22 protein-coding genes and 1 pseudogene are annotated in these 24309 nt (G+C 64.2%); 11 read left to right on the forward strand and 12 right to left on the reverse strand.

What is annotated here, in order from left to right; genetic code table 11:
* A complete protein-coding gene (locus tag N4T19_RS07130) occupies positions 1-771 on the reverse strand; it encodes an enoyl-CoA hydratase/isomerase family protein (protein ID WP_116924227.1) in 771 nt (256 codons plus the stop codon).
* Between the two features lie 304 nt (positions 772-1075).
* Here N4T19_RS07130 and N4T19_RS07135 point away from each other — a divergent pair, with 304 nt between their 5' ends.
* The gene (locus tag N4T19_RS07135; protein WP_182342221.1) at positions 1076-1957 is read left to right on the forward strand and encodes an SMP-30/gluconolactonase/LRE family protein; all 882 of its coding nucleotides are present in this window, start codon (positions 1076-1078) and stop codon (positions 1955-1957) included.
* Here the strand turns inward: N4T19_RS07135 and N4T19_RS07140 are convergent, their stop codons facing one another.
* Positions 1958-2881, reverse strand: coding sequence for a LysR family transcriptional regulator (locus N4T19_RS07140; protein ID WP_116924229.1), 924 nt, complete (start codon positions 2879-2881; stop codon positions 1958-1960). It abuts the gene before it with no gap.
* Positions 2882-2985: 104 nt separating this feature from the next.
* Here N4T19_RS07140 and N4T19_RS07145 point away from each other — a divergent pair, with 104 nt between their 5' ends.
* From N4T19_RS07145 to N4T19_RS07155, 3 genes are read left to right on the forward strand one after another with little or no spacing between them, the layout of a single operon-like run.
* Positions 2986-4050, forward strand: coding sequence for an LLM class flavin-dependent oxidoreductase (locus N4T19_RS07145; protein WP_116924230.1), 1065 nt, complete (start codon positions 2986-2988; stop codon positions 4048-4050).
* A gap of 13 nt (positions 4051-4063) precedes the next feature.
* Complete coding sequence (locus tag N4T19_RS07150) at positions 4064-4858, forward strand: flavin reductase family protein (RefSeq protein WP_182342223.1); 795 nt, start codon at positions 4064-4066, stop codon at positions 4856-4858.
* A gap of 26 nt (positions 4859-4884) precedes the next feature.
* The gene (locus N4T19_RS07155) at positions 4885-5745 is read left to right on the forward strand and encodes an SDR family NAD(P)-dependent oxidoreductase (RefSeq protein WP_182342226.1); all 861 of its coding nucleotides are present in this window, start codon (positions 4885-4887) and stop codon (positions 5743-5745) included.
* A gap of 7 nt (positions 5746-5752) precedes the next feature.
* On the opposite strand, the gene N4T19_RS07160 is transcribed toward N4T19_RS07155, so the two are convergent.
* Genes N4T19_RS07160 through N4T19_RS07170 form a run of 3 tightly spaced genes read right to left on the reverse strand, consistent with a single transcriptional unit; the run spans position 5753 to position 9148 of the window.
* Entirely contained in the window at positions 5753-6685 is a 933-nt protein-coding gene (locus tag N4T19_RS07160) for an N-carbamoyl-D-amino-acid hydrolase (protein ID WP_116924233.1), read from the reverse strand.
* A complete protein-coding gene (locus tag N4T19_RS07165; RefSeq protein WP_116924234.1) occupies positions 6682-8118 on the reverse strand; it encodes an N-acyl-D-amino-acid deacylase family protein in 1437 nt (478 codons plus the stop codon). Before N4T19_RS07165 ends, N4T19_RS07160 begins: the two co-directional genes overlap by 4 nt.
* A gap of 46 nt (positions 8119-8164) precedes the next feature.
* Complete coding sequence (locus N4T19_RS07170; RefSeq protein WP_260719747.1) at positions 8165-9148, reverse strand: Bug family tripartite tricarboxylate transporter substrate binding protein; 984 nt, start codon at positions 9146-9148, stop codon at positions 8165-8167.
* A 122-nt stretch (positions 9149-9270) separates the two neighbouring features.
* Between N4T19_RS07170 and N4T19_RS07175 the strand changes: the two genes are divergently transcribed.
* Positions 9271-10248, forward strand: coding sequence for a LysR family transcriptional regulator (locus N4T19_RS07175; RefSeq protein ID WP_116924236.1), 978 nt, complete (start codon positions 9271-9273; stop codon positions 10246-10248).
* 70 nt (positions 10249-10318) lie between these two features.
* Here the strand turns inward: N4T19_RS07175 and N4T19_RS07180 are convergent, their stop codons facing one another.
* Positions 10319-10552 carry a hypothetical protein gene (locus tag N4T19_RS07180; protein ID WP_116924237.1) on the reverse strand — a complete coding sequence of 78 codons (234 nt, stop codon included), beginning with the start codon at positions 10550-10552 and terminating at the stop codon, positions 10319-10321.
* 275 nt (positions 10553-10827) lie between these two features.
* Here N4T19_RS07180 and N4T19_RS07185 point away from each other — a divergent pair, with 275 nt between their 5' ends.
* From N4T19_RS07185 to N4T19_RS07195, 3 genes are all read left to right on the forward strand, one after another.
* Positions 10828-12219 carry an aminotransferase-like domain-containing protein gene (locus tag N4T19_RS07185; RefSeq protein ID WP_116924238.1) on the forward strand — a complete coding sequence of 464 codons (1392 nt, stop codon included), beginning with the start codon at positions 10828-10830 and terminating at the stop codon, positions 12217-12219.
* Between the two features lie 26 nt (positions 12220-12245).
* Positions 12246-12905, forward strand: coding sequence for a hypothetical protein (locus N4T19_RS07190; protein WP_260719748.1), 660 nt, complete (start codon positions 12246-12248; stop codon positions 12903-12905).
* 218 nt (positions 12906-13123) lie between these two features.
* Positions 13124-13726: an FAD-dependent oxidoreductase gene (locus tag N4T19_RS07195; protein ID WP_260719749.1), complete on the forward strand. Its 603-nt coding sequence runs from the start codon at positions 13124-13126 to the stop codon at positions 13724-13726.
* A gap of 32 nt (positions 13727-13758) precedes the next feature.
* Here the strand turns inward: N4T19_RS07195 and N4T19_RS07200 are convergent, their stop codons facing one another.
* The 6 genes and pseudogenes from N4T19_RS07200 to N4T19_RS07225 all read right to left on the reverse strand — a co-directional run.
* Positions 13759-14157 carry a hypothetical protein gene (locus N4T19_RS07200; RefSeq protein ID WP_116924241.1) on the reverse strand — a complete coding sequence of 133 codons (399 nt, stop codon included), beginning with the start codon at positions 14155-14157 and terminating at the stop codon, positions 13759-13761.
* A gap of 113 nt (positions 14158-14270) precedes the next feature.
* Positions 14271-14987 (reverse strand): arsenical resistance protein ArsH, encoded by a 717-nt coding sequence (gene arsH / locus N4T19_RS07205; RefSeq protein ID WP_260719750.1) that lies wholly within the window; start codon positions 14985-14987, stop codon positions 14271-14273.
* Positions 14987-16060, reverse strand: a complete 1074-nt coding sequence (arsB, locus tag N4T19_RS07210; protein WP_260719751.1) for an ACR3 family arsenite efflux transporter — start codon at positions 16058-16060, stop codon at positions 14987-14989. The genes arsH and arsB overlap by 1 nt, the downstream gene beginning before the upstream one ends.
* A gap of 2 nt (positions 16061-16062) precedes the next feature.
* Entirely contained in the window at positions 16063-16551 is a 489-nt protein-coding gene (locus tag N4T19_RS07215) for an arsenate reductase ArsC (protein WP_260719752.1), read from the reverse strand.
* A gap of 2 nt (positions 16552-16553) precedes the next feature.
* Entirely contained in the window at positions 16554-16892 is a 339-nt protein-coding gene (locus N4T19_RS07220) for an ArsR/SmtB family transcription factor (RefSeq protein WP_021028683.1), read from the reverse strand.
* Between the two features lie 163 nt (positions 16893-17055).
* Positions 17056-17559, reverse strand: a pseudogene (locus N4T19_RS07225) (O-acetyl-ADP-ribose deacetylase); the annotation flags it as partial.
* A gap of 662 nt (positions 17560-18221) precedes the next feature.
* Here N4T19_RS07225 and cobW point away from each other — a divergent pair.
* The 3 genes from cobW to N4T19_RS07240 are packed head-to-tail and all read left to right on the forward strand — an operon-like array spanning position 18222 to position 24204.
* Complete coding sequence (gene cobW / locus N4T19_RS07230; RefSeq protein WP_260719753.1) at positions 18222-19298, forward strand: cobalamin biosynthesis protein CobW; 1077 nt, start codon at positions 18222-18224, stop codon at positions 19296-19298.
* On the forward strand, positions 19298-23107 hold the full coding sequence (gene cobN, locus N4T19_RS07235; protein WP_260719754.1) for a cobaltochelatase subunit CobN: 3810 nt from the start codon (positions 19298-19300) through the stop codon (positions 23105-23107). Before cobW ends, cobN begins: the two co-directional genes overlap by 1 nt.
* Positions 23104-24204 (forward strand): ATP-binding protein, encoded by a 1101-nt coding sequence (locus N4T19_RS07240; protein WP_260719755.1) that lies wholly within the window; start codon positions 23104-23106, stop codon positions 24202-24204. The genes cobN and N4T19_RS07240 overlap by 4 nt, the downstream gene beginning before the upstream one ends.
* Positions 24205-24309 lie beyond the last annotated feature (105 nt).

The following is a 24309-nucleotide window of genomic DNA, read 5'->3' on the forward strand; positions in this document are numbered from 1 at the left end:
TCAGCGTCCTTTGAAAACGGGGGCGCGCTTTTCCAGGAAGGCCATGCGCGCTTCCTTGGCGTCTTCGGTCTTGGCCAGCGCCATCGTGAACTCCTGCTCAAAACGGTAGGCATCGCGCTGGGGCATCAGGTCCACCATATTGGCGGCGCGTTTGGCATAGATCACCGCCAGCGGTGCCTTGGACGCAATCTCGCGCGCCATCTCCATGGCCTTGGGCAGCAGCGCTTCGGGCGCCAGCACTTCTTCGACCACATTGCGCTGCAGCATCTCCTGGGCCGTCAGGCGCTGGCCGGTAAAAAACATGCGGCGCATCGTCGAGCGTCCCAGCAAGGTCTTGAGCATCGAGGCCCCGCCCGCCAGGCCCACATTGATCTCGGGCATGCCAAAGCTCGCGTTCGACGAGGCATAGAGAATGTCGCAGGCCGCAGCCAGGCCCATGCCTGCGCCCAGAGCCGTGCCGTTCACCGCCGCAATCACCGGCTTGGCGCATTCCTTGATCGCATTGCCGGTTTCGCGGGTGACGCGGTTGTGCTCCAGAAAGTCACCGGCCACCTCGGCATTGGGCCGGTCCTTCAGATCGGCGCCGGCGCAGAACACCGAGCCGGAACCGGTCAGCACCGCGCAGCGCACATCGTCGCGTTCGGAGATCGCATCAAAAATCGCCACCAGCTCGCGCCGCATCGCCCGGTTGAGGGCATTGACCGGTGGGCGGTTGAGCGTGACCAGGGCCACGCCATCGGCGACTTCCAGCAAAACGGAGGGCTCAGACATGGCGCCCTCCCCGGGTGTGGATTGCTACCGCGGTGGCCAGGGGATGGATGGCGGCGCAGCGCGCAGCCTGCGCAATAGGCGCTATCACTTGCATGTTGTCTCCTTGGATCTTGGCCGCTCATGGCGAGCGCCTGTTTCGAATCTGTGTTTGATTCTAGGAAGGAACCCTGCAAATGATTTCCCCTCGATTGGTTGAATCTGTTCTGCGTTCCCCGGGGTAGTGGCGCCCTGGGGCAACCCTATGATGGACAGCAACCTACGTGCAGCTCGGCTCCACCTCAGGAGCCCCAACCTCAAGCCCCCCATGCATATCCAGCCCCTGATCCCGCAACGCCTGGCCCTGGGTGAATGCCCCCACTGGGATGCCAGCACCGGCCAGCTCTGGGCCATGGACTGCCGGCGCGGCCTGCTGCTGCGCATCGACCCGGCCAGTGGCCAAACGGAGCAGCACCTGCTGCCAGCGCCCACGGGCTCATTCGCGCTGAATGCGGACGGCAGGATCGTCATCGCAATGAAGGAGGCGCTGGGCCTGTATGACCCTGCCGGCCGCCAGTTGCAGACCCTCGCCGAGCTGGATGAGCACCTGCCCCATCTGCGCTTGAACGATGGCTGCGCGCTGCCCGATGGCCGCTTTCTGGTCGGCAGCATGCACCTGCACCTGGAAGCAGGCGAAGCACCCAGGGGCGGCATCTATGTGTTGGAGCGGGATGGGCAGTTGCAGCGCATAGGCCCGGCCCTTACAACCGCCAATGGCCCGCTGATCCACCCCAGAAGCGGCCGCCTCTTTATTGCCGACAGCGCCGCGCAAAGCATTTATTCCTTTGATATCAGCAGCGGCCAGGCGCAGGACCAGCAGCTGTTCGTCAGCACCCAGCCCCAGCAATCTGCGCCCGACGGCTGCTGCTGGGACAGCGAGGGAGGCCTCTGGACCGCCTTGGTACGCACCGGCCAGCTCGCCCGCTACGATGCCCAAGGGGCGCTGAGCCAGTTGATCCGCCTGCCCATGGCCCACCCCAGTGCGCTCTGCTTTGGCGGGCCGGATCTGGCAGACTTGTATGTGACCAGCATCTCGGACAGCGGCCGCCTGCGCGCCAGCGGCCCGCTCGATGGTGCCATTGTGCGCATCACCGGCCTGGGCTACCGGGGGCTGGCCAAGCCCAAGGCGCGCATCCTTATTACCGACTAGTCACTTGGGCAGCGCAAAGCGCTGCGCCTCCCCCGCCACCTGGCTGGCGACAAAATCCAGAAATAGCTTGACCTTGGCCGGGATAATCGCCGAATCGACAATCGTCGCAAACATGCCTTCTTCAAACGTGGTATTGCTCACCACATAATCTGGCAACAGCCGCACCAGATTGCCCGCCGCCAGATCGGGGTAAACCGTGTAATCATCGAGCAGCGCAATACCCTCGCCCAATTTTGCCAACTCCAATAAAGCAATGCCATTGTTGGTCAAATGACGCGGAGAAAATCGAATATCTTCAACCCCTGCATCATTCTTGAAATGCCAGATATGGTCTTTGCCTGGCAAATAATAGGCCAGACATTGGGCCTGCAATAAATCAGCGGGTTGATGGATAGCAGGCATTTTCTCGGCATAAGCGGGTGACGCCACCAAATAACGCTGGCTGTGAAACAGCATGCGCCGCTTGACGCCCGCTTCCACCGGCGGCGATATTCGGAAATCAATATCGATATTGTTCTTGACCAGGTCCACCTTGGTCTCGGACAGCAGCAGCTCCACCAGTATCTCGGGGTGGGCCTGGCGAAAGCGCGCGATGAGGCCGGGCAGCACGCGCTGGCCGAACATGGTGCGTGCGTGCACGCGCAGGCGCCCCTGCGGGGCAGAGCTGATGGCGGTGATGCTGGTGTGCGCCTGGTTGATGGTCCAGAGAATGCCCTCCAACTGGGCCGCATACTCCTGGCCCGATTCGGTCAGCGACACCTGGCGCGTGGAGCGCAGCAAGAGCTTGACCTGCAGCCCGTCTTCAAACTCGGTGATCATTCTCGACACGGCGGTAGCCGAGATGCCAAACAGCCGCGCCGTCTCTGAAAAACTGCGGGTCTGCGACACCGACAGGAACAGCTCCATCGCTCTCAGACGGTCCATGATTCCTCCAGTTTGCGCAGTACTGAATCTCGATTTTCACGCATACAGATCTCCTGACCCCACCCCTAGAATGATTCCATATTGCCCATCATCAAGGAGACATCATGGAATTTGGCGTATTCATTCTGGCGCAGCAGCGCGGCTACCACCAGCGCTCTCAGGACGTTATCAACAACTCCATCGAACAAACCGTGGTGGCAGAGCAAGCGGGTTTCAATACCGCCTGGTATGCCGAACACCATTTCAACAATTACTCGCTGTCGCCATCGCCATTAATGACCGTGGCCCATGCCGCGGCCAAAACCAAAACCATTCGCCTGGGCACGGCGGTGTGCATTTTGCCACTCTACCACCCCGCCCGCTTCCTGGCCGAGGTCGGCTTTGTCGACACCGTGTCCAATGGGCGACTCGAGCTGGGCGTGGGCTCGGGCTACCAGCAGTTTGAGTTTGAACGCTTTGGCGTCGAGATCGCCAATTCCGGCGCGATCTTCAATGAGTTTCTCGACATTATTCCCAAGGCCCTGACCCAGAAAATATTCGAATACCAGGGCGAATTCCTGAATATCCCCCCCAGCTCCATCGCTGTGCGCTGCGTGCAAGACCCGATGCCCCCGCTCTGGGTCACCTCGGGCAACCCCGTTACCCTGGGCCGTGGCGTGCGCGAAGGCCACAACCTGTTTGTCACCGCGCTGCTCAACGGCAACGAAGCGATTGCCGGCCTACGCACCAAGCTGGAAAACATTGCCTCGGCCGAAGGCAAGGACCTGGACAGTGACGTGAAGTTCGGCTTTCTGCGCTGCGGCTATGCCTCGGACAACGAATCCGAAATCAATGCCTACCTGGACTGCGCCCGCTTTCAGCGCCGCATCTCCGAGAGCCTCAAGTTCCGCCGCGCTCAGTCCGAAGACGGCTACATGGTCAAAGAAGTGCCGACCGAGACCGACCCGACCTTCGAGCAGCTGCGCAAGAACCTGCCCGTCGGCTCGGTCAACGAAGTGATCGACAAGCTGCTCGAAGAGATCAGCATCCTCAAGCCCAAGCACATTGCGCTGCAAACCCAGCTGGGCGATTTCGACCAGAAGACCATGCTCAAGCAGATCGAGCTGTGGGGCGACAAGATCATTCCCGCCGTGAAAAAAGAAGTGGGCCAGGCCGTAGCGCTGGCGTAAAGGAGACAGGGCCATGCGCGTTCACCTCAGCAACTGCGGCTCCATCAGCCTGATGGATGCCCACAATTTTCGGGCACTCGACGTGCTGATCGAGCCCCAGCCCGAGCCCCAGCTCGCGCAGGCCCTGACCCGTATTGGCACGCGCGACGGCGACAGCCATGTCTGGCTGTTTCCCCAGGTGCTGCGCTTTCTGGCCTGCCAGGCCGCAGACAGCGAATGGGACACGGGCTTTGCCGCCATGCTGGCCTATGCGCAGCAGCACGGCTGGGTCAACGACCAAGGCCAGGTGCGTGCCCATATCACCTTGGCCGCGGAAGACCAGGTCGTCTCGGTGGCCGACTTCAAGGCCGCGATGCGCGCCCTGCCCGCCGGCATCAGCGCCGTGACCACCGGCCAGGGCAAGGACGTCGCCGGCATGATCGTCTCCAGCCTCACCTCCATCTCGGCCGAGCCCCCAATGGTCGGCTTTTTTGCCCACAGCGCCTCGTCGATGGGTGATACCTTGCTGCAAACGGGCAAGTTTGTCGCCAATGTGCTGGGTGAGGAACACAGCCAGATCATCGCCAGCTTTCTGAGTCAGCCCCAAGGCGAGGCCCGCTTCAAGGAAGGCCGCTGGCACAGCAGCGAACACCAGCTGCCCGTGCTGAGCGACGCGCTGGCCAGCATGGAATGCGACATTGTCTGCACCCACACCCTGGGCACGCACAAGCTGGTGGTCGGCAAGATCCGAAAGTCCTCCTGCAACAGCGCCAGCCCCGTGGTGAACTTCAATGCCAGCACGCACAAGCTGGTGCCCTTGGCGGCCTGATCGCAGACCAGAAAAGGGCTTTAAGCATGGACTGGCTGCAATTGGACCTACGCATCTGCGTCGTCACCGGCGGCGCCAAGGGACTGGGCGCCGGCATTGTGCAAGCACTGCTGGCGAGCGGCTGCCGCGTGGCGGTGCTCGACCACGACAGCGATGCGCTGGCGCAGCTCGCCGCCACCCATCCCGATGGCCAGCGTCTGCTGCCGCTGAGCGCCGATGTCTCATCACCCGCTGCGGTAGAGGCTGCGTTTCAAACACTGCAACAGCACTGGGGCGCCGGGCCCAGCGTGCTGGTCAACAACGCCGCCATCACCAGCGCCGCGCCGCTGGCCGAGCTGGACCCTGGCATCTGGGAGCGCCAACTGCAGATCAACCTGGGCGGCTACCTGCGCATGGGCCAGGCCTTCTACCGCCATTCCGACGCCAGCCTGCCGCGCGCCATTGTCAATATCGCTTCGATCTCGGCCCAGAACGCCCAACCGCTGAGCGGCGGCTACAGCATGAGCAAGGCCGCCATCCGCATGCTGACTAACCAGATGTGCCTGGAATGGGGCCCCGCAGGCATCCGCTGCAACACCGTCAGCCCCGGCCTGTTTGTGACCCCGCTGAGCGAGCGCTTCTACCGCAACCCGGACGACCGCGCCCGCCGCGAGCAGGTCGTCCCCCTGCGCCGCATCGGCCAGAGCGAAGAACTCGCCCAGGCGGTGGTCTTCCTCGCCAGCCCCCGGGCCAGCTATGTCCATGGCGCGGATCTGGTGGTCGATGGCGGTTTCAGCCATTCGCTCATGACGCATATTCCTCGGGCTTATGGGCAGGGGCAGCTGGGTCCTGGGAAAGCGCAGCCTGGCTTGGTGCAGTCCACCAATCCAGGCATCCGCAACATGTGAGATCCCTTCAGGGCAGCGGATCGCCCGCGCCCACCCGGTCCACAATCAAGCGGTAGTGCTCAGGCCTGCGGTGCTTGGCGAAATTGAAGACATGCTGGCGGAAATGTTCACCCAGCGACAGATCGGCGCTGACGCAGATGACCTCATCGTCCTCGGTCAGCGTGCGCGCCACGATCTCTCCGGTGGGCGCAACAATGACGGAGCTGCCAATCATGTGGTGGCCATCTTCGGAACCGCATTTCGCCGCTGCCGCCACCCAGATTCCATTTTGGTAGGCATTGGCCTGCAATGAGATCAGGTGGGTGGTCGTGCGCAGATGCACCGGCTCATTCCAATGGATATTGAGCGACGGCGTGTTGTAGCCCAGCATGACCACCTCGGCACTTTGCAAGGCCATCACGCGGTAGGTTTCCGGCCAGCGGCGGTCGTTGCACAGGCACATGCCGTATTTGACAGCGCCTGAATCGAACACCCTGAACCCCAGGTTGCCGACATCGAAGTACTTCTTCTCCAGATGCTGGAACGGAGCTTCTGGCTTATGTTCCACATGGCCGGGCAGGTGGATCTTGCGGTACTTGCCCGCAATTTCTCCCCTGGAGTTGACCAGTACGGCGGTGTTGTAGGGTCGCCCGTCTTCGGCCAGTTCGGCATAGCCCAGGTAGAAGCCCACGCCCAGCTCACGCGCGGCATCAAACAGAGGCTGCACATCGGCATTGGGCATCTGTGCTTCGAAGAACCGCGCTTGTGCTTGCGCTTCTTCCATCCAATAGCGCGGGAAGAACGTCGTCAGTGCCAACTCCGGAAAAACGACCATCTCGGCGCCCCGGGCCTTGGCCTCGCGCAGCATGGCCACCAAGCGCCGAACCACCGAGCCCCGGCTATCCGATAAATGAACAGGCCCCATCTGGGCCACGGCCAAACCAAGTTTTCGTGTTGTCATTTCCCGCACTCCTTTTGCGTTGTCTGCTCGGGCTCTGCCCGGCGCAGCACTTGTCCTGGCCGCGCGCCGGTAGGCTGGTGGCCATCCCACACCTGCTGCCCATTGACCCAGACTTGTTCGATTCCCTCGCTGGCCTGCACTGGCTCCTCAAACGTGGCCTTGTCCGAAACCCGTTGGGGGTCAAACACCACCAGGTCGGCAAAGCAGCCGGGCTCCAAACGCCCACGCTGCTCCAGCCCATACTGCTGCGCAGCCAGCCCCGTCATCCGGTGGATGCCCTCTTCCAGCGACAGCAAGCCGCATTCGCGCACCATGCGCCGCAGCACGCGTGTGAAGGTGCCCCACTGGCGTGGATGGGGGTGTGGATCAAAAGGCAGGCCATCGGACCCCACCATCGTCAAAGGAAACGCAAAGATGCGGTCCACATCGTGCTGATCCATCAAGAAGTAAATGGCGCCGGCCGGTGACAGGCGCGCCAGCAGCGCTTCATCGTCCAGGCCCCATTGCTGCTGCAGGTCGGCAAAATCCCGTCCTTTGGCTTCTGGGCAAGCGCTGGACCAGGTGATCATGGTGCGGCTTGCCAGGCGAACCCGGTCGAGCCGCAGCATCGTGGACGTGGCGGGATAAGGGTGGCAGTCCACACAAACGGGCTGCTTGCTACTGGCCTCCCGGATCAGCGCCAGCGTCTCTTCCGAGCGGCCATGGTTGCGCTCGCCAGCGAGCTTGTGGTGGGAGAAAACCACCCGGCAGTCTGCGTCGCGCCCCACGGCCAATGCCTCTTGCATCGCTGGGACAATGTCATCGGCCTCATCCCGCAGATGGGTGGCATACACAGCCTGGCGGCCGCGCAGTGGCCTGCAGACTTCGAGCAGTTCCCAGGTTGTGGCATGGCGTGCAGGCGGGTAGAAGGTGCCGGTCGAGATGCCGAAGGCCCCTTCGTCCAGCGCTTCGGTCAGCAAATCCCGCATCTGCGCGCACTCGTCATCGGTGGCTTCACGCTGGTGGTCCGCCATCACCTTGACGCGCAAGGTGGTATGGCCCACCAGCGGGATGACATTTACCGCCGCTGGCTGCGTCTGCAAGGCTTGCAGCCACTCGCCAAAGCGCCCAAAGCGAAACAACTCGGGCGGCCCCAGCAGGTCCAGGGGCTGCGGCAGGTTTTGCGGCACCAGCGGCGCCAGACTGATGCCGCAGTTGCCGGTAACCACCGTGGTTATACCCTGGGAGACTTTGGGCACCATATCGCGGTGCACCAGCAGGTAGCCATCATCGTGGGTGTGCGAATCGATAAAGCCCGGTGCAAGGGCCAGGCCCTGCAGGTCGATGACGGTATCACCGGCCTGCGCCTGCACCGCGCCCACCTGGGCAATCCGCTCGCCCTCCACCGCCACATCGCCGCTGTAAGCCTGCCCGCCAGAGCCGTCGATCAGCATCGCATTCTTGAATATCAGCACTTTCGTCTTCTCTTTCCGGGGCCGATCAGTTGAGCTTCGCGATCTTGCTGGACTGGATGATCTCGGTCCATTTTTTCGTCTCTCGGGCAATCAATTGCTTGAAATCCTCCGGCGTGCCGCCCACCGGCTGAGCGCCCAGGCCTTGAAGACTTTCGCGCACGTTAGGCATCTTCAACACCTTGTCCAGATCGGCGGCCAGTGCCTTGGCCTGCTCAGGCGTCATCTTGCGATTGCCCACCACGCCCCCCCACGAGACGATCTCATAGCCCTTGACGCCCGCCTCGTCCATCGTCGGAACAGTGGGCAGCTGCTCGATCCGCTTGCCCAGCTGGGTCACGGCCAGCGCACGCACCTTGCCCGACTTGATAAGCGGCACCGCTTCGGAGCTGTTGATGAACATATAGTCCAAGCGCCCGCCCATCAGGTCCTGCAACGCGGCCGGCCCGCCCTGGTAGGGAACGAAAACGGTATCGAGCTTTTCCAGATGGTTGAGCAGCTCCCCACTCATATGGCCGGTGGTACCGACGCCCGAAGCCCCATAGGACAGCTTGCCGGGGTTCTTGCGCGCTTGGGCCAGCAAGTCCTGCACGGATTGGACGCTCGATGCCACCGAAACGATCAGCACGTTGTAGAGGTTGAACAGGTGCGACACCGGAACCAGGTCCTTGTCCACGTCGTAAGGCAGCGTGGAGAACAGCGCGCGGTTGACCGCCAGGGTGTTGATATTTCCATAGCCCACGGTGAGCTCATTGCCCCTGATCACCTGCACCACACCGATATTGCCTGCCGCTCCGGGCTTGTTTTCTACAATCACCGGACGATGGGCGTTCAGCGACCATTGGTTGGTAATGATGCGGCTGAGCACGTCAGGGGATCCGCCGGCCGCAGAGGGCACGACAAAGCTGATCGGCTGGTTGGCGTTGCCCTGGGCAGCAGCCGGATCCGACTGCGCGGCCAGCATGACAAGGGGCAACAGGAGGGCAAAACGGTTCAGAAGACGGCGGTTCATGGCTTGACTCTTTCATGGGTCTGAATATTGCTTGCAGCGTAAAGGACAAGCCGAACTCACCCAAATTGAAAAATGTCGGTGCATTCACAAACAAAGTTATATCGACCAGGGGTTAACACCACATGCCAAGCCAATTGCCTGAAACCAGCAGCCACGCCATTCACCCCCGCGCACTGAACATGCGGCAGCTGGAGGTGTTCCATGCCATCATGACCACCGGCACCATCAGCGGCGCGGCCTTGGCCCTGCATGTATCGCAGCCGGCACTGAGCCGGGCACTGGCGCACTGCGAAGCCCGCCTGGGCTATTTGTTGTTTGAGCGGCTGGGCAGAAGGCTGCAGCCCACGCCCGAAGCCCAGCGCCTGCACGAAGAGGCGCGCGACGTGTACCGAGGCCTGGACCGGCTCAACAGCCTGGCCCAGCGCATCGGCCATGCGGGCGTGGACACCTTGCACCTGGCCTGCAGTGCCACGTTTGCCAACACCTTGATTCCGCAGGCACTGCAGCAACTGATGCGCTACAGCCCGCAATTGCGTGTCGACTTTCGCACGGCGACCTATGACGAGTTGCCAGAGTACCTGCTGTCGGGTCAAGCCGATGTGGGCGTTTCTTTGGTGGAGTCGAACCACCCGGGCTTGAAATCACGCTTGCTGGGCCGCCAGCGCCTGCTGTGCGTACTGCCCCCGCAACACCCGCTGGCGGACCGGGCCATGGTGGATCCGCTTGCGTTGTGCGACACCGCATGGATCGGATACCCGCCGGACACCCCGCTGGGACGCCTATGCGCCTCAGCGCTGGCGATGGATGCCAGCTCGGCGAGCATCCAGGTGCGCTCGCCGGCCATTGCCCTCAGTTGCGTTCAGACGGGCTTGGGCGCTGCCATTGTGGATGCCTCCTGTATCCGGCATATTCCCCGCGATGACATCGTCGTCAGGCCTTTGACAACGGAGGTGTATTCCAACATCTGGACGATAACGTCTGCGCGGCAGCCATGCCCGGCAACGGGCCAGCAATTCATCGATGCGCTGCATGCGGTACTGAAACAGCTCAGCGCTGCCGAGCCTTGGCCGCCAGCCAGCAAAACTAGCGGCGCCGCCTAAGAACCTGTTCTAAGCATGCGGTGCCCAGCCCCGACCCAGCGATCGGCGGGACTGGACGGATGGCGCCCCATCAAGAGAACGTCAAATCCAAGCCCATCGTCCTGACCAAGGTGAAGGTCAGCAGCCCCAGCAGCAACAGCGCCGCCAAAAAAATCGCCGCCACCTTGCCGCCTGCGCGCAGCACGGCGCGGGGGTTGCCGCCTTTTTTGCCCTGGTCGTAATGCCATTTGATGGCAAAGAACATGCAGGTGCTGAACATGCTCAGCTTGAAGATGACAAAGACTACGGGGATCCAATCGATCATTTTGCAAATTTCCAGCCAATGACTTGGCACTGTCCGAGCCCCAGCAAGGCATGAGGCCGCAACGCCAGCGATTGCCATACCAGCATGGGCCGCTCTGCGTTCTGGTGCATAGTACGCAAAAGCAATTTCCATACATGCGGACAAATTGTCCCAGGGGCCGTCTGCAAAACCGTCGCCCAATGGCAAGGAGTGGATCGCCCGAGTGGGCGTCCAGACCACGGCAGTGCGTTTTGCAGAGGCCCCCTCGGCCCATCCATACATCTCCAGATACAAGCATGCAAGAAGACAACGCCCTCCCCTGGTTGCCGCGACTGACCGCGTGGGGCGGGCCGCGTTTTTTGCAGATTGCCGATGCCTTGCAAGCGGCCGTGGCAGACGGCCTGCTACAGCCCGGCGATCGCCTGCCGCCGCAGCGCCATCTGGCGGCCTTGCTGGACGTGGACCTGACGACCGTCACCCGTGCCTACGACGAGGCCCGGCGCCGTCACCTGCTCGAAGGGCGCGGCGCGCGGGGCACCTATGTGGCAGCGCCCAAGGTGGCGCTGACCGCGGTGCTCGACCTGGGCATGAACACGCCGCCGCCGCCGGCGGGTCTGGATTTTGACGATCTGCTCAAGCAAGGCCTGTCGCAGGTGCTGATGGGGGCGGATTCTGCGCTGCTGATGACCTACCATCTGGGTGGCGGCAGCGATGTGGACCGCCAAGCCGGCGCCCAGTGGCTCAAGCCCATGTTGGGGCCGGTCGATGCCGAGCAGCTCGTTGTCTGCCCGGGCGCGCAGGCAGCAATTGCCGCCTCCATCCTGGCGCTGACGGAACCGGGCGACGTGATCCTGGCCGAGCCGATGGGCTACCCCGGCCTGCGCACTGCGGCCACGCAGTTGGGCCGGCAGATCATCGCCGTGCCCAGCGACCCGCATGGCATGCTGCCCGACGACCTGGAGCAGGCCTGCCGCCAGCACCAGCCGGCACTGCTCTACCTCAACCCCACCCTGCAGAACCCGACCGCCACCACGATGCCGCTGGAACGGCGCCAGGCGCTCGTGCGCATTGCCCAGCGCAACCATGTCCGCATCGTCGAGGATGACCCCTACTGGCTGCTGGCCGAGACACCACCGCCGCCGCTGGCCAGCCTGGCGCCCGAGCAGGTGCTCTATATCTCCACCCTGTCCAAATGCCTGACGCCCGGCCTGCGCGTGGCCTTTGTGCGGGCGCGCGATCCTGCCTTGCGCGAGCGCTTCCAGACTGCCCTGCGCTCCTTTGCGCTGATGGTCTCGCCACTGTCTGCAGCACTGGCCACGCAATGGATTTTGGGCGGCTCGGCCTATGGGCTGATGGAGGGCGTGCGCAAGGAGGCCCGCCTGCGCCACCGCATGGCGCGCGATCTGCTGGCCGGCCGCTACAGCGGCGCGGGCGATGGCCTGCATGTCTGGTTGGAACTGCCAGGGTATTGGAGCCCCGCCCAACTCGCGCAAGCCGCCCAGCGCGAAGGCATCGCCGTCACCCCGGCAGAGGCCTTTGCCAGCGGCGCGGCAGACACTGCCCAGGTCAATGCCATCCGCATCTCGCTGGGCAGCATCAAGGACCGGGGGCGCTTGCAGGCGGGGCTGCAGCGCTTGTCGGCGCTGCTGGCGCGGCGGCCCGATGCGTTCACGGCTGCCGTGGTTTGAAGACCGCTTTACCCAAGGACACAGCCATGCCCGCAGCAGAAGAAGAGCGCGATCTGCTTGAGCACTACGTCGAGGCCGCTGCGCCCTTTCTCGCGCTCCATCCACAGCTGCTTGCACCCCGTGAAGTGCTGGAACACACCGCGCAATTCGCCTACCACCCGCTGGTCCAACAGCTGGGCTGCTATGTGCTCGATGATGCGAACACCAGCGACCACCACCTTCTGGCCACCCGCTCGCCGCTCGCAGGCTGCGTGCTTTTCCTCAGCCACGATGGCGATACGCGCGCCGTTTTCGATTCGGCAACAAGCTTTTTGGTGGCGCTGCAACAGGCGCAAGCCAGCGACCAGGAAGTCTCCGATCTGCATCCCGCGCTATCCCCTCTTGCACAGGACCAGGATGCCTTGGGTGCATGCATACACAGGCTGCTGGATGATCAGGAATGGAACGATGTCGTGGTCGCACTCATTCCTTCGCTCAGCCTAGAAGACAAGGACCTGTTGCACAGACTGGTGGCCGATGACGACTTCTTTCTCGGTGAGGCCGTCGCGATGGCCATCCAAAAGCGCCCTGACCAAGCACTGCTAACCATGGCCCAGCTGGCCGCAGCGCATGCACATCCACAGGTTGCTCGGGCGGGAAAGCTTGCTGTTAAACGGATCCATCAGCTGGGCCGGCGCCCTCAGTAAATCGCCTCTGCACCGCCAGCGCTATAGTCGGCCCGTCGAAAAAGGCAGACTTGGTTTGGTAATCCCAGGTCCTTCCACACGGAAGCGCTGACTCTGCCCGCGCATGGGTCCCCACGACGAACGTGCACCGCATCTGCATGCGGCCATCGGTTCGTCCCAGGGGTTCTCAAGACAAAGAATCACTCCGGCCGAACGGTCAAACGAGAGAGGACATGTCCATGCCTACGATCTCCCCTTACGACGTCATCATTGTTGGTGCAGGCCCCGTCGGCCTGCTGCTCAGCTGCGAGCTGCGGCTGGCCCAGTGCTCTGTGCTGGTGCTCGAGCAAGCCGGCGACCCGCACTCCCCGCTCAAGCAAGCGCACTTTGGCATTCGCGGCCTCACTATCCCCTCGCTGGAGGCGCTGCGGCGCCGGGGCTTGCTGGAGGCCGTCACCGCACCCCTACATGGTGGCGCGCCCACCGCATTGCGCCCCCATTGGCTGCAGCATGCGCGCCGGCCTGGCAGGCCCCCCCACCCCTTGGTCGGTCGCAGCGCGCCCGACTTTGCGCTGGCCGATGGCTCGACCCTCGCTGGCCATCTGCAGACCGGCCAGGGCTTATTGCTGGACTTTGGCTGCGCCGCGCCGTTGCGTGACTTGTCGGCAGGGTGGCAGGGGCACCTCCGCTATATCGCCCGCAGCACGGCGGATGAACTTGGCTTGCAATCGCTACTGGTCCGCCCGGATGGCATCGTCGCCTGGGTGGGTGACGGTAAGGCATCGCAAGCGCCAGTCGCAACCGCTATCCAGCGCTGGTTTGGCCAGCCCCTGCAGCGCTGATGCGCGGGCAGTGCTCTGCGGAGGGCCGGACCTTAATCCGGCTCCGGCCAAAACATCTTTCGGACCTGGTCGTTGAAGTAAGGCAGCATCAAGGTCAAACCACCCGAGGCATTGGCCAGAAAGTCCAGCACCTGGGCCCAGGACGATTCGACGGAGAGCCAGTTGTTGCCGACGATAAACAGCAGGCCGCAGGCGGTGGTGACCAGGTTGAGCGCGGGCGCCCAGGGGCGAAAGCGCATGCAGCCATAAAAACCGGCGCTCCAGCCCAGGATGATCAAGCACAGCAGCACAACCATCTCCCCCTCCAGCGCGATGGGAAACCGCAGCGGATGCTGCGAGGACAGCAGCTCGGTCCTGAAATCCATGCGGATGGACAGCACTAACAGGAGGACGGTGGCGATAACGAGCAGGCGGTAGCGATTTTTGGTCATGGGTCTGGGGCAAGTTGCGCCATGCTAGCAAATCGCCTGCCGCCGGCGGCCTTCCCCTCTGGGCCATCTGGGCCCTCTGGACTGTGTCGCCCCTTTCGTATCCCGCGCAGCGCTCACAGTCTCGCCAAGGTCTGGGCATGCATCTTTGCGCGCTCCTCCTTGCGCTCGCTGTAGCGGTCCACCAGATAGGGCGCGATATCCCTGGTCAGCAGGGTGAACTTCAGCAGCTCCTCCATCACATCCACCACACGGTCATAAAAAGGCGATGGCTTCATGCGCCCCTCGTCATCAAACTCCTGGTAGGCCTTGGCGACCGAGCTTTGGTTGGGAATGGTCAACAGGCGCATCCAGCGGCCCAGAATGCGCAGCTGGTTCACGGCATTGAAGGACTGCGAGCCGCCGCTCACCTGCATAACCGCCAGCGTCTTTCCTTGCGTGGGCCGCACAGCGCCTTCGGACAGCGGTATCCAGTCCACCTGGGTCTTCATGATGCCGGTCATCGCGCCGTGGCGCTCCGGTGACGTCCAGACCATGCCTTCGCACCACCGCACCAGCGCGCGCAGCTCCGCCACCTTGGGGTGGTCCTCCGGCACGCTATCGGGCTGCGGCAAGCCGTCGGGGTCGTAGATGCGGACCTCGGCCCCCATGCCTTCCAGCAGCCGGGCTGCCTCCTGGGTCAGGAGCCGGCTGTAGGAGCGCTCACGCAGCGAGCCATACAGCATCAGAATGCGGGGAGCATGGGCAGACAACTGGCGAGGCTGCAGCTGCTGCAGGCCAGGGGCCTGGAAGCTGCGGGCGTCGATATGGCGGGAGATGGCATCAGCAGACATCAGTGTCCTTGGGTGGATGCAGCTGGCAGGGCACTTTCATACCAGCGCTTGGATCGGTTGACAACGGCCACGACGGCCAGCATCACCGGCACCTCGATCAGCACACCGACCACGGTGGCCAGTGCTGCGCCCGAGTTCAGGCCAAACAGGCTGATCGCGGTGGCGACGGCCAGTTCAAAGAAGTTGCTGGCGCCAATCAGCGCCGAGGGCCCGGCCACGCAATGGGCCACCCCCAGCTTCTGGTTGAGCCAGTACGCCAGCCCGGCATTGAGCATCACTTGCACCAGGATGGGCACGGCCAAGAGCGCAATCACCAAGGGCTGCGCCAGGATCGACTGGCCCTGGAACGCAAACAGCAGCACCAGCGTGGCGAGCAAGGCCAGGATGGACACCGGCCCCATCAACTCGGCCGCCCGGCCCAGTGCCTGGCTGCCGCGCCTGAGCAGGTATTTGCGCAGCATCTGGGCCAGCGCCACCGGCACCAGGATGTAGAGCACGACCGAAACCAGCAAGGTGTCCCAGGGCACCGTGATCGAGGAGATGCCCAGCAGCAAGGCCACGATCGGCGCAAAGGCCACCAGCATGATGGCGTCATTCAAGGCCACCTGCGACAGCGTGAAGTACGGGTCCCCCTTGCACAGCTGGCTCCAGACAAAGACCATCGCCGTGCACGGCGCTGCGGCGAGCAAAATCAAACCGGCGACATAGCTGTCGATCTGCGCAGGATCGAGCCACTGCACAAACACATGGCGCAAAAACAGCCAGGCCAGCAAGGCCATCGAAAACGGCTTGAGGCCCCAGTTGATGAACAAGGTCACCCCTATGCCACGGGCATGGCGGCGCAGCTGCGACAGCGCAGAAAAGTCAATCTTGAGCAGCATGGGAATCACCATCACCCAGATGAGCACGCCCACCGGCAGGTTCACCTTGGCCACCTCCATCGCAGCCACTGCCTCGGTCAGGCCCGGCACGGCATAACCCAGGCCCACGCCAGCGCAGATGCACAGCAGCACCCAGAGCGTGAGGTAGCGCTCAAACCCACCGATCACCGGCTTGGTCTCAGTCACGGGCATGTTCATGACTCCGCAATCCGCCGCACTGCCGCTTGCAGCGCCTGGTTGCCGAGCTTGTCAAACGGCAATTGCAGCAGCTGCAGCATGCGGTAGGCCAGCGCCTGGCGGGTGAGCTCAAAACGCTGGGCTTGCTCCACGCTGGGGGCCTCGGAAGGGTCCGGGTAGCTCCAATGGGCACGCACTGGCGCGCCCGGCCACAAGGGACAAGGCTGGGCAGCGGCGCTGTCGCAAACGGTGATGACCACGCGCATCTCTGGCACGCCGGGATGCGCAAACCGGTCCATGCTCTTGCTCGACAGCGCCGATGTGTCCACGCCTGCAGCACGCAACGCCGCCAGCGCCTGCGGGTGGACACGGCCACTGGGTGCAGCGCCGGCGCTGAAGGCTTTGGCATCGATGCCCAGTGTCTGCGCCCAGTGGTTGAACATGGCTTCGGCCAGCACGCTGCGGGCCGAATTGTGGGTGCAAAGCACCAAAACATGGGTGGTCATCGTCAGCAGCCTTTGTCGCTGGCAGGGCAGCACTGGGGAGCGGTCACCTCGCAGCGGGCGCCCGCGCAGCAGTTCTCGGTCAAATAGCGCAGAACGCCGTCCATGCGCGCAAAGTCTGCGCGGTAGACCAGGTTGCGGCTCACGCGCTCCTGCGTGACCAGGCCCGCATGGACCAGCTCCTTGAGGTGAAAAGACAGCGCCGTGGCCGCAACGCCCAGCGCCTCCGCCAACACCGAGGGCGTGAGCCCGTCAGCCCCGGCCACCACCAGCGCACGAAACACCCGCAAGCGGACCTGGTGGGCCAGTGCGGCCAGGGATTTGATGACATGGTCTTCATTCATATTTCAATGATACTTGAAATATTGAAATAAAGCACCGAAAAAATTAGTGTTTGCCAGCAACGCGCCCGAAAAGCCCATGGAGCCCTGGCAGCCGGTAGCGAGGTTGGGTCACGGGGTATCGAGCAGATAGAGCCGGCTGGCCCATGAATAAGGCCGTGGGTGCGTTCAAGACCGCTTCATACGCAAGCAGATCCGCTTGGGAAAAGCAGCAGAAGACCACCTCTTCAATGGGGGTGTGTGCAGACAAGCTCTCTCGAACCGTGCGCACTGCCAACTGCACAGCCAACGCCATGGGATAGCCAAAGATGCCCGTGCTGATGCTGGGAAAAGCGATGGATGCCACCGACTTCTCCTCAGCCAGCGCCATACAGCGCCGGTAGCAAGCAGCCAGCAGCTCCGGCTCGCCCTTGTTCCCGCCTCGCCACACGGGCCCCACGGTGTGGATGATGTAGTCCGCATGCAGCCGGTAGGCCTGGGTCAGCTTGGCATCCCCTGTTTTGCAACCACCCAACAGCCTGCATTCATGTACCAGGTCCGGGCCTGCTGCACGGTGGATGGCACCATCCACACCACCACCGCCCAGCAGCGACGAGTTGGCGGCGTTCACGATCGCTCCCACATGGAGTTGGGTGATATCGGATTGGACGGCGTGCAGACGTGTGGACATGGGCGAACAGCTCAATGGTGGACAAACAAGGCCCCTGCAAAGGGCGGGCAGCGGTGCCAACGCATCATCGCAGACTGCGCTGGCAGGCTTTGCAACAGGACAAGCCTCTTTGATAGCCATCAACAAGGGCTTGCTGAAGACTCGCGCCAATCGGTGTCCCAGATCAGCGAGAAGCCATGCCACCCACCATGCCGGCGCCCCCAGCCAAGCCCGCGGACGCAGTAGAATGGCCCGCACTTGTTCGCAAAGAAGCCGGTGACAATCCGGCACGGTCGCGCCACTGTATCGCTGCCGCAGGCCCCGGGCTCGCCCCGCGCCTTGCGCTGCCAAGTCAGACCTTTGTGCCAAGCCACCCCCGAACCAGCTCTCACCGGCATCAAGCCCGCTGGTTTGCCTAGGACGCGCTTTTCCTGGAGTTCCCATGCAGACACCTGCCCCCAGCCGCCGCTTGGCGCTGCCCTTGCACCCTGCGCTGTGGCGCACAGGCCTGGCCTGGCCGTTGGCGGGATGCGGCCGCTAGGCGGCCAGCACTCGTCCAGCGCCGGCCCCTGCCCCCGCCCCGCCTCCCCCTTTTTGTTTCAGACTGCCCCGCGCAACGCGCCTTGCGGCCCAGCCCCAGGCTTGCCCGGCAGCCCCGCCCCTTTTTATTTGGAGACACCCCCATGCGCACCAGCCAGAAGATTCCAGCCACCATCGTCACCGGCTTTCTGGGCAGCGGCAAAACCACCTTGCTGCGCCATATCCTGTCCAACGCCAACGGCCGCCGCATTGCGGTGATCGTCAATGAGTTTGGCGAGCTGGGCATCGATGGCGAGATCCTGCGCGGCTGCGGCATTGGCTGCGATGACGAGAACGGCGAGCAGGCCGGCCAGCTCTATGAACTGGCCAATGGCTGCATGTGCTGCACCGTGCAGGAAGAGTTCTACCCCGTGATGCGCAAGCTCATCGAGCGCCGGGACGATATCGACCATATCCTTATCGAGACCAGCGGCCTGGCCCTGCCCAAGCCCCTGGTGCAGGCCTTCAACTGGCCCGAGATCAAGAACGCCTGTACGGTCGATGCGGTGATCACCGTGGTCGATGTGCCCGCCGCTGCGGCCGGCCAGTTTGCCGCCAACCCCGCTGCGGTCGATCTGCAGCGCAAGCAGGACCCCAACCTCGACCACGAGTCGCCGCTGCATGAGCTGTTTGAAGACCAGCTCATTTCGGCAGACCTGGTGGTGCTGAGCAAGCTTGACCAGGCCAGCGCCGCCGACCGCGCGGCCGTCGAGGCCCTGGTGCGCGAAGACATTCCGCCCGCCGTCAAGATCGTTGCTGCCGACCATGGCCGCATCGACCTGGATGTGGTGCTGGGCCTGTCCAGCGCGTCCGAAGAGAGCATCGAATCGCGCAAGGGCCACCACGAGCACGAAGCCGGCCATGTGCATGACGAGCACGACCATGACGATTTCGACTCGGTCGTCGTGCAGCTGGGCGAGGTGGAGCGCGAAGCGCTGCTGGCCCAGCTGGCCGAGGTCGTGGCGCAGCAGACCGTCTACCGCATCAAGGGCTTTGTGGCCCTGCCCGGCAAGCCGATGCGCCTGGTGGTGCATGGCGTGGGCAAGCGCTTTGACAGCTACTTTGACCGCCCATGGCGCGCCGATGAAAAGCGCGCAAGCCACCTGGTCTTTATCGGCCATGACCTGGACGAGGCGGCCATCCGCGCCCAGCTCGCTGCCAGCCCGGTCGGAGCGCTCTGATGCATTTGCTCGCGGTCCAGCCCGGTGGTTTTGTCGACGACGAGGCCTTTGTCTCCAGCCTGGGCCAAAGCCCGGCCGACATCGTGATCCTGAGCGCCGCAGACACCACCTTGGCCCTGCTGGCGCAAGCCTATGAGCAGCTGCGGGCCGGCATGGATGGCGAGCAACTGCCCAGCGTCCGGCTGGCCAATCTGATGTACCTGCGCCAGCCCGCATCGGTCGATCTGTATGCCGATGAGGTGCTGCAGCATGCCAAAGTCATCATCATCGACCACCTGGGCGGCGAGAGCTACTGGCCCTATGGCACCGAGCGCGTCATGGCGCTGTGCCGCGCCCACAAGATTGCGCTGGCCATGTTCTCAGGCGACAGCAGTGAAGACCTGAACCTGCTGCAAAAAAGCACGGTGGCGCAGCAAGACTGCCGCAGCCTGTGGCGCTACCTGCGCGAAGGGGGCCTGGCCAATGCGCGCGAGCTGTTCCGCTTTGTCTGGCATGGCCTCTTGGGCGGCCCGCATGCGGCGCTGCCCCCGCGCCCCTTGCCGGCGGTGGCCGTCTACCACCCCGCGAGTGATGAGGCCACGGTCGTCACCTGGCAGCAACCCGGCCCGCTGCAGTGGCAGCCCGGCGCGCCGGTGGTCATGCTGCTGTTCTACAAGGCCCATCTGCAGTCGGGCAACACCCAGGTGTTTGCCGACCTGTGCCAGGCGCTGCTTGCCAAGGGCATGAACCCGCTGCCGCTGGCCTTGCAATCGCTCAAGGACGCCGGGTGCCTGGCTGCCTTGCAGGCGCTGTGCGCCAGCGAAGACGTAGCGTTGATCCTCAACACCACCGCGTTCTCGCAGGCCTCGCTCGATACCCCCGGCGACCATGCGCTGGCAGGCGATATCCCCGTGCTGCAGCTGATCCTGTCGGGCAGCAACGAGCAAACCTGGCTGGACAGCACCCATGGCCTGCAGCCGCGTGACATCGCGATGCATGTGGCGATGCCCGAGGTCGATGGCCGCATCATCACGCGGGCCATCAGCTTCAAGGGCCTGTCGCACCGCAGCGATCTGACGCAGTCCGATGTGGTGCAGTACCAGGCCCACCCCGAGCGCATGGGCTTTGTGGTCGAACTCGCCCAGCGCTGGTGCCAGCTGCGCCGCAAGCCCAATGCCGACAAGCGCCTGGCCCTGGTGTTGGCCAACTATCCCAGCAGCGAAGGCCGCATTGGCAATGGCGTGGGGCTGGATACACCAGCGTCGGTCATCGAGATCCTGCGTGCGCTGGCGGCCGATGGCTATGCCGTCGATGCGATGCCCGCAGACAGCCAGGCGCTGATGGACTTGCTGCAGCAAGGCATCACCAATGCGCCCGACTCCTGGGCCACACGCGCCGCCTGGCAAAGCCTGAGCCTGGCCGACTACCTGCAGTACTTTGACAGCCTGCCCGCCGAAAACCAGCAGGCCATCACCGAACGCTGGGGCACGCCCGCGCAAGACCCGATGCTGCGCGACGGCCGCTTCATGGTGGCCGGTCTGCGCCTGGGCCATATCTTTGTCGGCGTGCAGCCGGCACGCGGCTACCAGCTCGACGCACTGGCCGCCTACCATGACCCGGATTTGGTGCCGCCGCACTACTACCTGGCCTTCTACCACTGGCTGCGCAGCCAGTGGCAGGCCGATGCGATGGTGCATGTGGGCAAGCACGGCAACCTCGAATGGCTGCCCGGCAAGAGCGTCGCGCTGTCGGCCAACTGCTGGCCCGATCTGGTGCTGGGCCCCCTGCCCCACCTCTACCCGTTTATCGTCAATGACCCCGGCGAAGGCACGCAGGCCAAGCGCCGCGCTCAGGCCGTGATCATTGACCACCTGATGCCCCCGCTCACCCGCGCCGAAAGCTACGGGCCCACGCGCGATCTGGAGCGCATGGTGGACGAGTACTACGAGGCCGCCACGCTGGACCACAAGCGCGCGCAAATCCTGCGCCAGCAGATCCTCGGCCACATCGTGCAGCACGACCTGCACCAGGACCTGGGCCTGCAGGCCCCCGGCAGCGAAGAGGAAGAGCAGCAGCTGCTCAACCGCACCGATGCCTACCTGTGTGAGCTCAAGGAAAGCCAGATCCGCGACGGCCTGCATATCTTCGGCGTCTCGCCCGCCGGCCGGCTGGAGACCGACACCTTGCTCGCCTTGGCGCGCCACCCCGTCGGTGGCGGCAAAGGTGCGAGCCAAAGCCTGGTGCGCGCCCTCGCCCGCGATCTGGGCCTGGACTTTGACCCGCTCGATGCCGACTGGGCCGCTGCCTGGACCGGCCCGCGCCCCAGCCTGCTGCAGGATCTGACTGACCAAGCCTGGCGCCACCACGGCGATACCCGCGAGCGCCTGGAGCTGCTGGCATTGCAAATACTGGAACCCGGCGCAGCGCTGCCGCCAGCGCTGGCAGACCTTAGCCAAGGTCACACCCATGCCGTGCTGGCGCGTGTGCAGCAGGATCTGCGCCCCCGCCTGGCCGCTTGCGGCCCGCAAGAGCTGCAGCAACTGCTGCGCGGCCTGGCGGGGCGCTTTGTGCCCGCTGGCCCCAGCGGCGCGCCCACGCGCGGCCGGCCCGATGTGCTGCCCACCGGCCGCAATTTCTTCTCGGTCGATACCCGGGCCATCCCCACGCAAACCAGCTGGGGCATGGGCTTCAAATCTGCCCAGCTGCTGGTCGAGCGCTACACCCAGGAGCATGGCGAATACCCGGTCACCATTGGCCTGTCGGTGTGGGGCACGGCCACCATGCGCACTGGTGGCGACGATATCTCGCAGGCCTTTGCGCTGATGGGCGTGCGCCCCACCTGGGCCGATGGCAGCTGGCGCGTCAGCGATTTTGAGGTGCTGCCGCTGCATGTGCTGGGGCGGCCCCGGGTCGATGTGACCTTGCGCGTCTCGGGCTTTTTCCGGGATGCGTTCAGCAATGTGATCCGTTTGTTTGATGCCGCCGTGCAAAAAGTGGCGGCCTTGGAAGACGAAGACGCTGCGCAAAACCCGATCCGCGCCCGCGTGCTGGCCGAGGCCGCGCTGCTGCTGCAGCAAGGGCTGGACGCCAAGGAGGCGCGCCACCAAGCGGGCCTGCGCGTGTTTGGCGCCAAGCCCGGCAGCTATGGCGCCGGCCTGCAGGGCCTGATCGACAGCGGCCAGTGGCAAAGCGACGAAGACCTGGCCACCGCCTACCGCAACTGGGGCGCCTATGCCTACGGCCAGCACGACGATGGCAGCCAGGAGCCCGAGACCTTTGTGCGGCGCCTGTCTGAGATGCAGCTGGTGCTGCACAACCAGGACAACCGCGAGCACGATGTGCTCGACTCGGGCGACTACTACCAGTTCCAGGGCGGCATGGCCGCTGCCGTGCGCCACTACAGCGGCCAGCAACCGGCCCTGTACTTTGGCGACCACAGCAACCCTGATTCGCCGCGCATGCGCAGCCTGCAAGAAGAGATCAGCCGCGTGGTGCGCGCGCGCGCCACCAACCCCAAGTGGATCGAGGGCGTGCAGCGCCATGGCTACAAGGGCGCGTTCGAGATTGCCGCGACCGTGGACTACCTCTTTGCCTTTGATGCCACGGCCCGTGTGGTGCGCGACGACCAATACGCCCGCGTGACCGATGCCTTTGTCGCCGATGACACCACGCGCGCCTTTATGCAGCAGCACAATCCGCAGGCCTTCCACGGCATGTGTGAGCGCCTGCTCGAAGCCATACAGCGCGGCCTGTGGCAAGCGCCTGGCGACTACCCCCAATTGCTGGAGACCCATTTGCTCGAGACCGAACACCTGCTGGAGATGCGATGAGCGCCCCCACCGATCTGCATTTTCCCTTCAGCGCCATTGAGGGCCAAGCCGCGCTGCAGCAGGCCTTGCTGCTGCTGGCGGTCGATCCGCAACTGGGTGGCGTGCTGGTGGAAGGCCCGCGCGGCACCGCCAAATCCACCAGCGCCCGCGCGCTGGCCGAGCTGCTGCCCAGCGGCCATTTTGTCAATCTGCCGCTGGGCACCACGGAAGAACAACTGCAAGGCGCGCTGGATCTGGAAGCTGCACTACAGTCCTCAGCCGTACAGTTCCGCCCCGGCCTGCTGGCCCAGGCGCACCAGGGCATCCTGTATGTGGACGAGGTCAACCTGCTGCCCGATGGCCTGGTGGACTTGCTGCTCGATGTCAGCGCCAGCGGCACCAACCGCATCGAGCGCGATGGCGTCTCGCACCAGCATGCCGCGCGCATTGCACTGATCGGCACGATGAACCCCGAAGAAGGCCAGCTGCGCCCGCAGCTGCTGGACCGCTTTGGCCTGTTTGTGCGCCTGCCCAATGTGCCTGATGTGGACACGCGCAAGCGCATTGTGCGCGCCCGCATGGCCTTTGATGCGGACCCCGCCCAGTTCTGCGCCCGCCATGAACAGGCCCAAGCCCAGTTGCGCGAGCAGATTGCCGCCGCGCGCGAACACCTGGCCCAGGTGGCCTGGCCCGAGGCCATCTTAGATGCCGTGGCGCAGCTGTGCCAGCAATCGGGCGCCGAAGGCGTGCGCGCCGACCTGGTGATGCTGCGCGCCGCGCGCGCCCAGGCGGCGCTGGCGGGCCACGCCGAGGTCAGCCTGGCCGATGTGCAGGCCGTGGCCGAGCTGGCGCTGGCCCACCGCCGCAGTGCCGATGCGGCGCAGCCACCATCGCCCAGTGGCCAGGCCAACGATCAACAAGACCTACATCAACAACCGCAGCGGCAACAGCCAAACCAGGCACAGACCAAGCCCCAAAACGGCCATGCCGACACCGCCAGCAGCAGCCCCAACGCCGAGCGCAACCAGCCCGATGGCTGGGGCGGCATGGCCGCGCCGCGCCATACCGGTATCGAGCCCGTCAAGGCCCTGCGGCCCTTTACCGCAAAAAAAGCCTGACGCGCCCCAGCCTGGCCGGCAAGGCCAAGCTGGGGCGCGCGCAGAGCACGCAGCGCGCCGGCCGCCTGCTGGCAACGGCCAGCCAGCGCATTGACTGGCCCCGCA

It is taken from the genome of Comamonas squillarum, from assembly GCF_025309455.1.
Lineage (GTDB): Bacteria > Pseudomonadota > Gammaproteobacteria > Burkholderiales > Burkholderiaceae_C > Comamonas > Comamonas squillarum.

Bases quoted from the DNA above. Each gene is read 5' to 3' on its own strand.
- N4T19_RS07130 (WP_116924227.1), bottom strand. From the start codon at position 771: ATGTCTGAGCCCTCCGTTTTGCTGGAAGTCGCCGATGGCGTGGCCCTG.
- N4T19_RS07135 (WP_182342221.1), top strand. From the start codon at position 1,076: ATGCATATCCAGCCCCTGATCCCGCAACGCCTGGCCCTGGGTGAATGC.
- N4T19_RS07140 (WP_116924229.1), bottom strand. From the start codon at position 2,881: ATGGACCGTCTGAGAGCGATGGAGCTGTTCCTGTCGGTGTCGCAGACC.
- N4T19_RS07145 (WP_116924230.1), top strand. From the start codon at position 2,986: ATGGAATTTGGCGTATTCATTCTGGCGCAGCAGCGCGGCTACCACCAG.
- N4T19_RS07150 (WP_182342223.1), top strand. From the start codon at position 4,064: ATGCGCGTTCACCTCAGCAACTGCGGCTCCATCAGCCTGATGGATGCC.
- N4T19_RS07155 (WP_182342226.1), top strand. From the start codon at position 4,885: ATGGACTGGCTGCAATTGGACCTACGCATCTGCGTCGTCACCGGCGGC.
- N4T19_RS07160 (WP_116924233.1), bottom strand. From the start codon at position 6,685: ATGACAACACGAAAACTTGGTTTGGCCGTGGCCCAGATGGGGCCTGTT.
- N4T19_RS07165 (WP_116924234.1), bottom strand. From the start codon at position 8,118: ATGCTGATCGACGGCTCTGGCGGGCAGGCTTACAGCGGCGATGTGGCG.
- N4T19_RS07170 (WP_260719747.1), bottom strand. From the start codon at position 9,148: ATGAACCGCCGTCTTCTGAACCGTTTTGCCCTCCTGTTGCCCCTTGTC.
- N4T19_RS07175 (WP_116924236.1), top strand. From the start codon at position 9,271: ATGCCAAGCCAATTGCCTGAAACCAGCAGCCACGCCATTCACCCCCGC.
- N4T19_RS07180 (WP_116924237.1), bottom strand. From the start codon at position 10,552: ATGATCGATTGGATCCCCGTAGTCTTTGTCATCTTCAAGCTGAGCATG.
- N4T19_RS07185 (WP_116924238.1), top strand. From the start codon at position 10,828: ATGCAAGAAGACAACGCCCTCCCCTGGTTGCCGCGACTGACCGCGTGG.
- N4T19_RS07190 (WP_260719748.1), top strand. From the start codon at position 12,246: ATGCCCGCAGCAGAAGAAGAGCGCGATCTGCTTGAGCACTACGTCGAG.
- N4T19_RS07195 (WP_260719749.1), top strand. From the start codon at position 13,124: ATGCCTACGATCTCCCCTTACGACGTCATCATTGTTGGTGCAGGCCCC.
- N4T19_RS07200 (WP_116924241.1), bottom strand. From the start codon at position 14,157: ATGACCAAAAATCGCTACCGCCTGCTCGTTATCGCCACCGTCCTCCTG.
- arsH (WP_260719750.1), bottom strand. From the start codon at position 14,987: ATGTCTGCTGATGCCATCTCCCGCCATATCGACGCCCGCAGCTTCCAG.
- arsB (WP_260719751.1), bottom strand. From the start codon at position 16,060: ATGCCCGTGACTGAGACCAAGCCGGTGATCGGTGGGTTTGAGCGCTAC.
- N4T19_RS07215 (WP_260719752.1), bottom strand. From the start codon at position 16,551: ATGACCACCCATGTTTTGGTGCTTTGCACCCACAATTCGGCCCGCAGC.
- N4T19_RS07220 (WP_021028683.1), bottom strand. From the start codon at position 16,892: ATGAATGAAGACCATGTCATCAAATCCCTGGCCGCACTGGCCCACCAG.
- cobW (WP_260719753.1), top strand. From the start codon at position 18,222: ATGCGCACCAGCCAGAAGATTCCAGCCACCATCGTCACCGGCTTTCTG.
- cobN (WP_260719754.1), top strand. From the start codon at position 19,298: ATGCATTTGCTCGCGGTCCAGCCCGGTGGTTTTGTCGACGACGAGGCC.
- N4T19_RS07240 (WP_260719755.1), top strand. From the start codon at position 23,104: ATGAGCGCCCCCACCGATCTGCATTTTCCCTTCAGCGCCATTGAGGGC.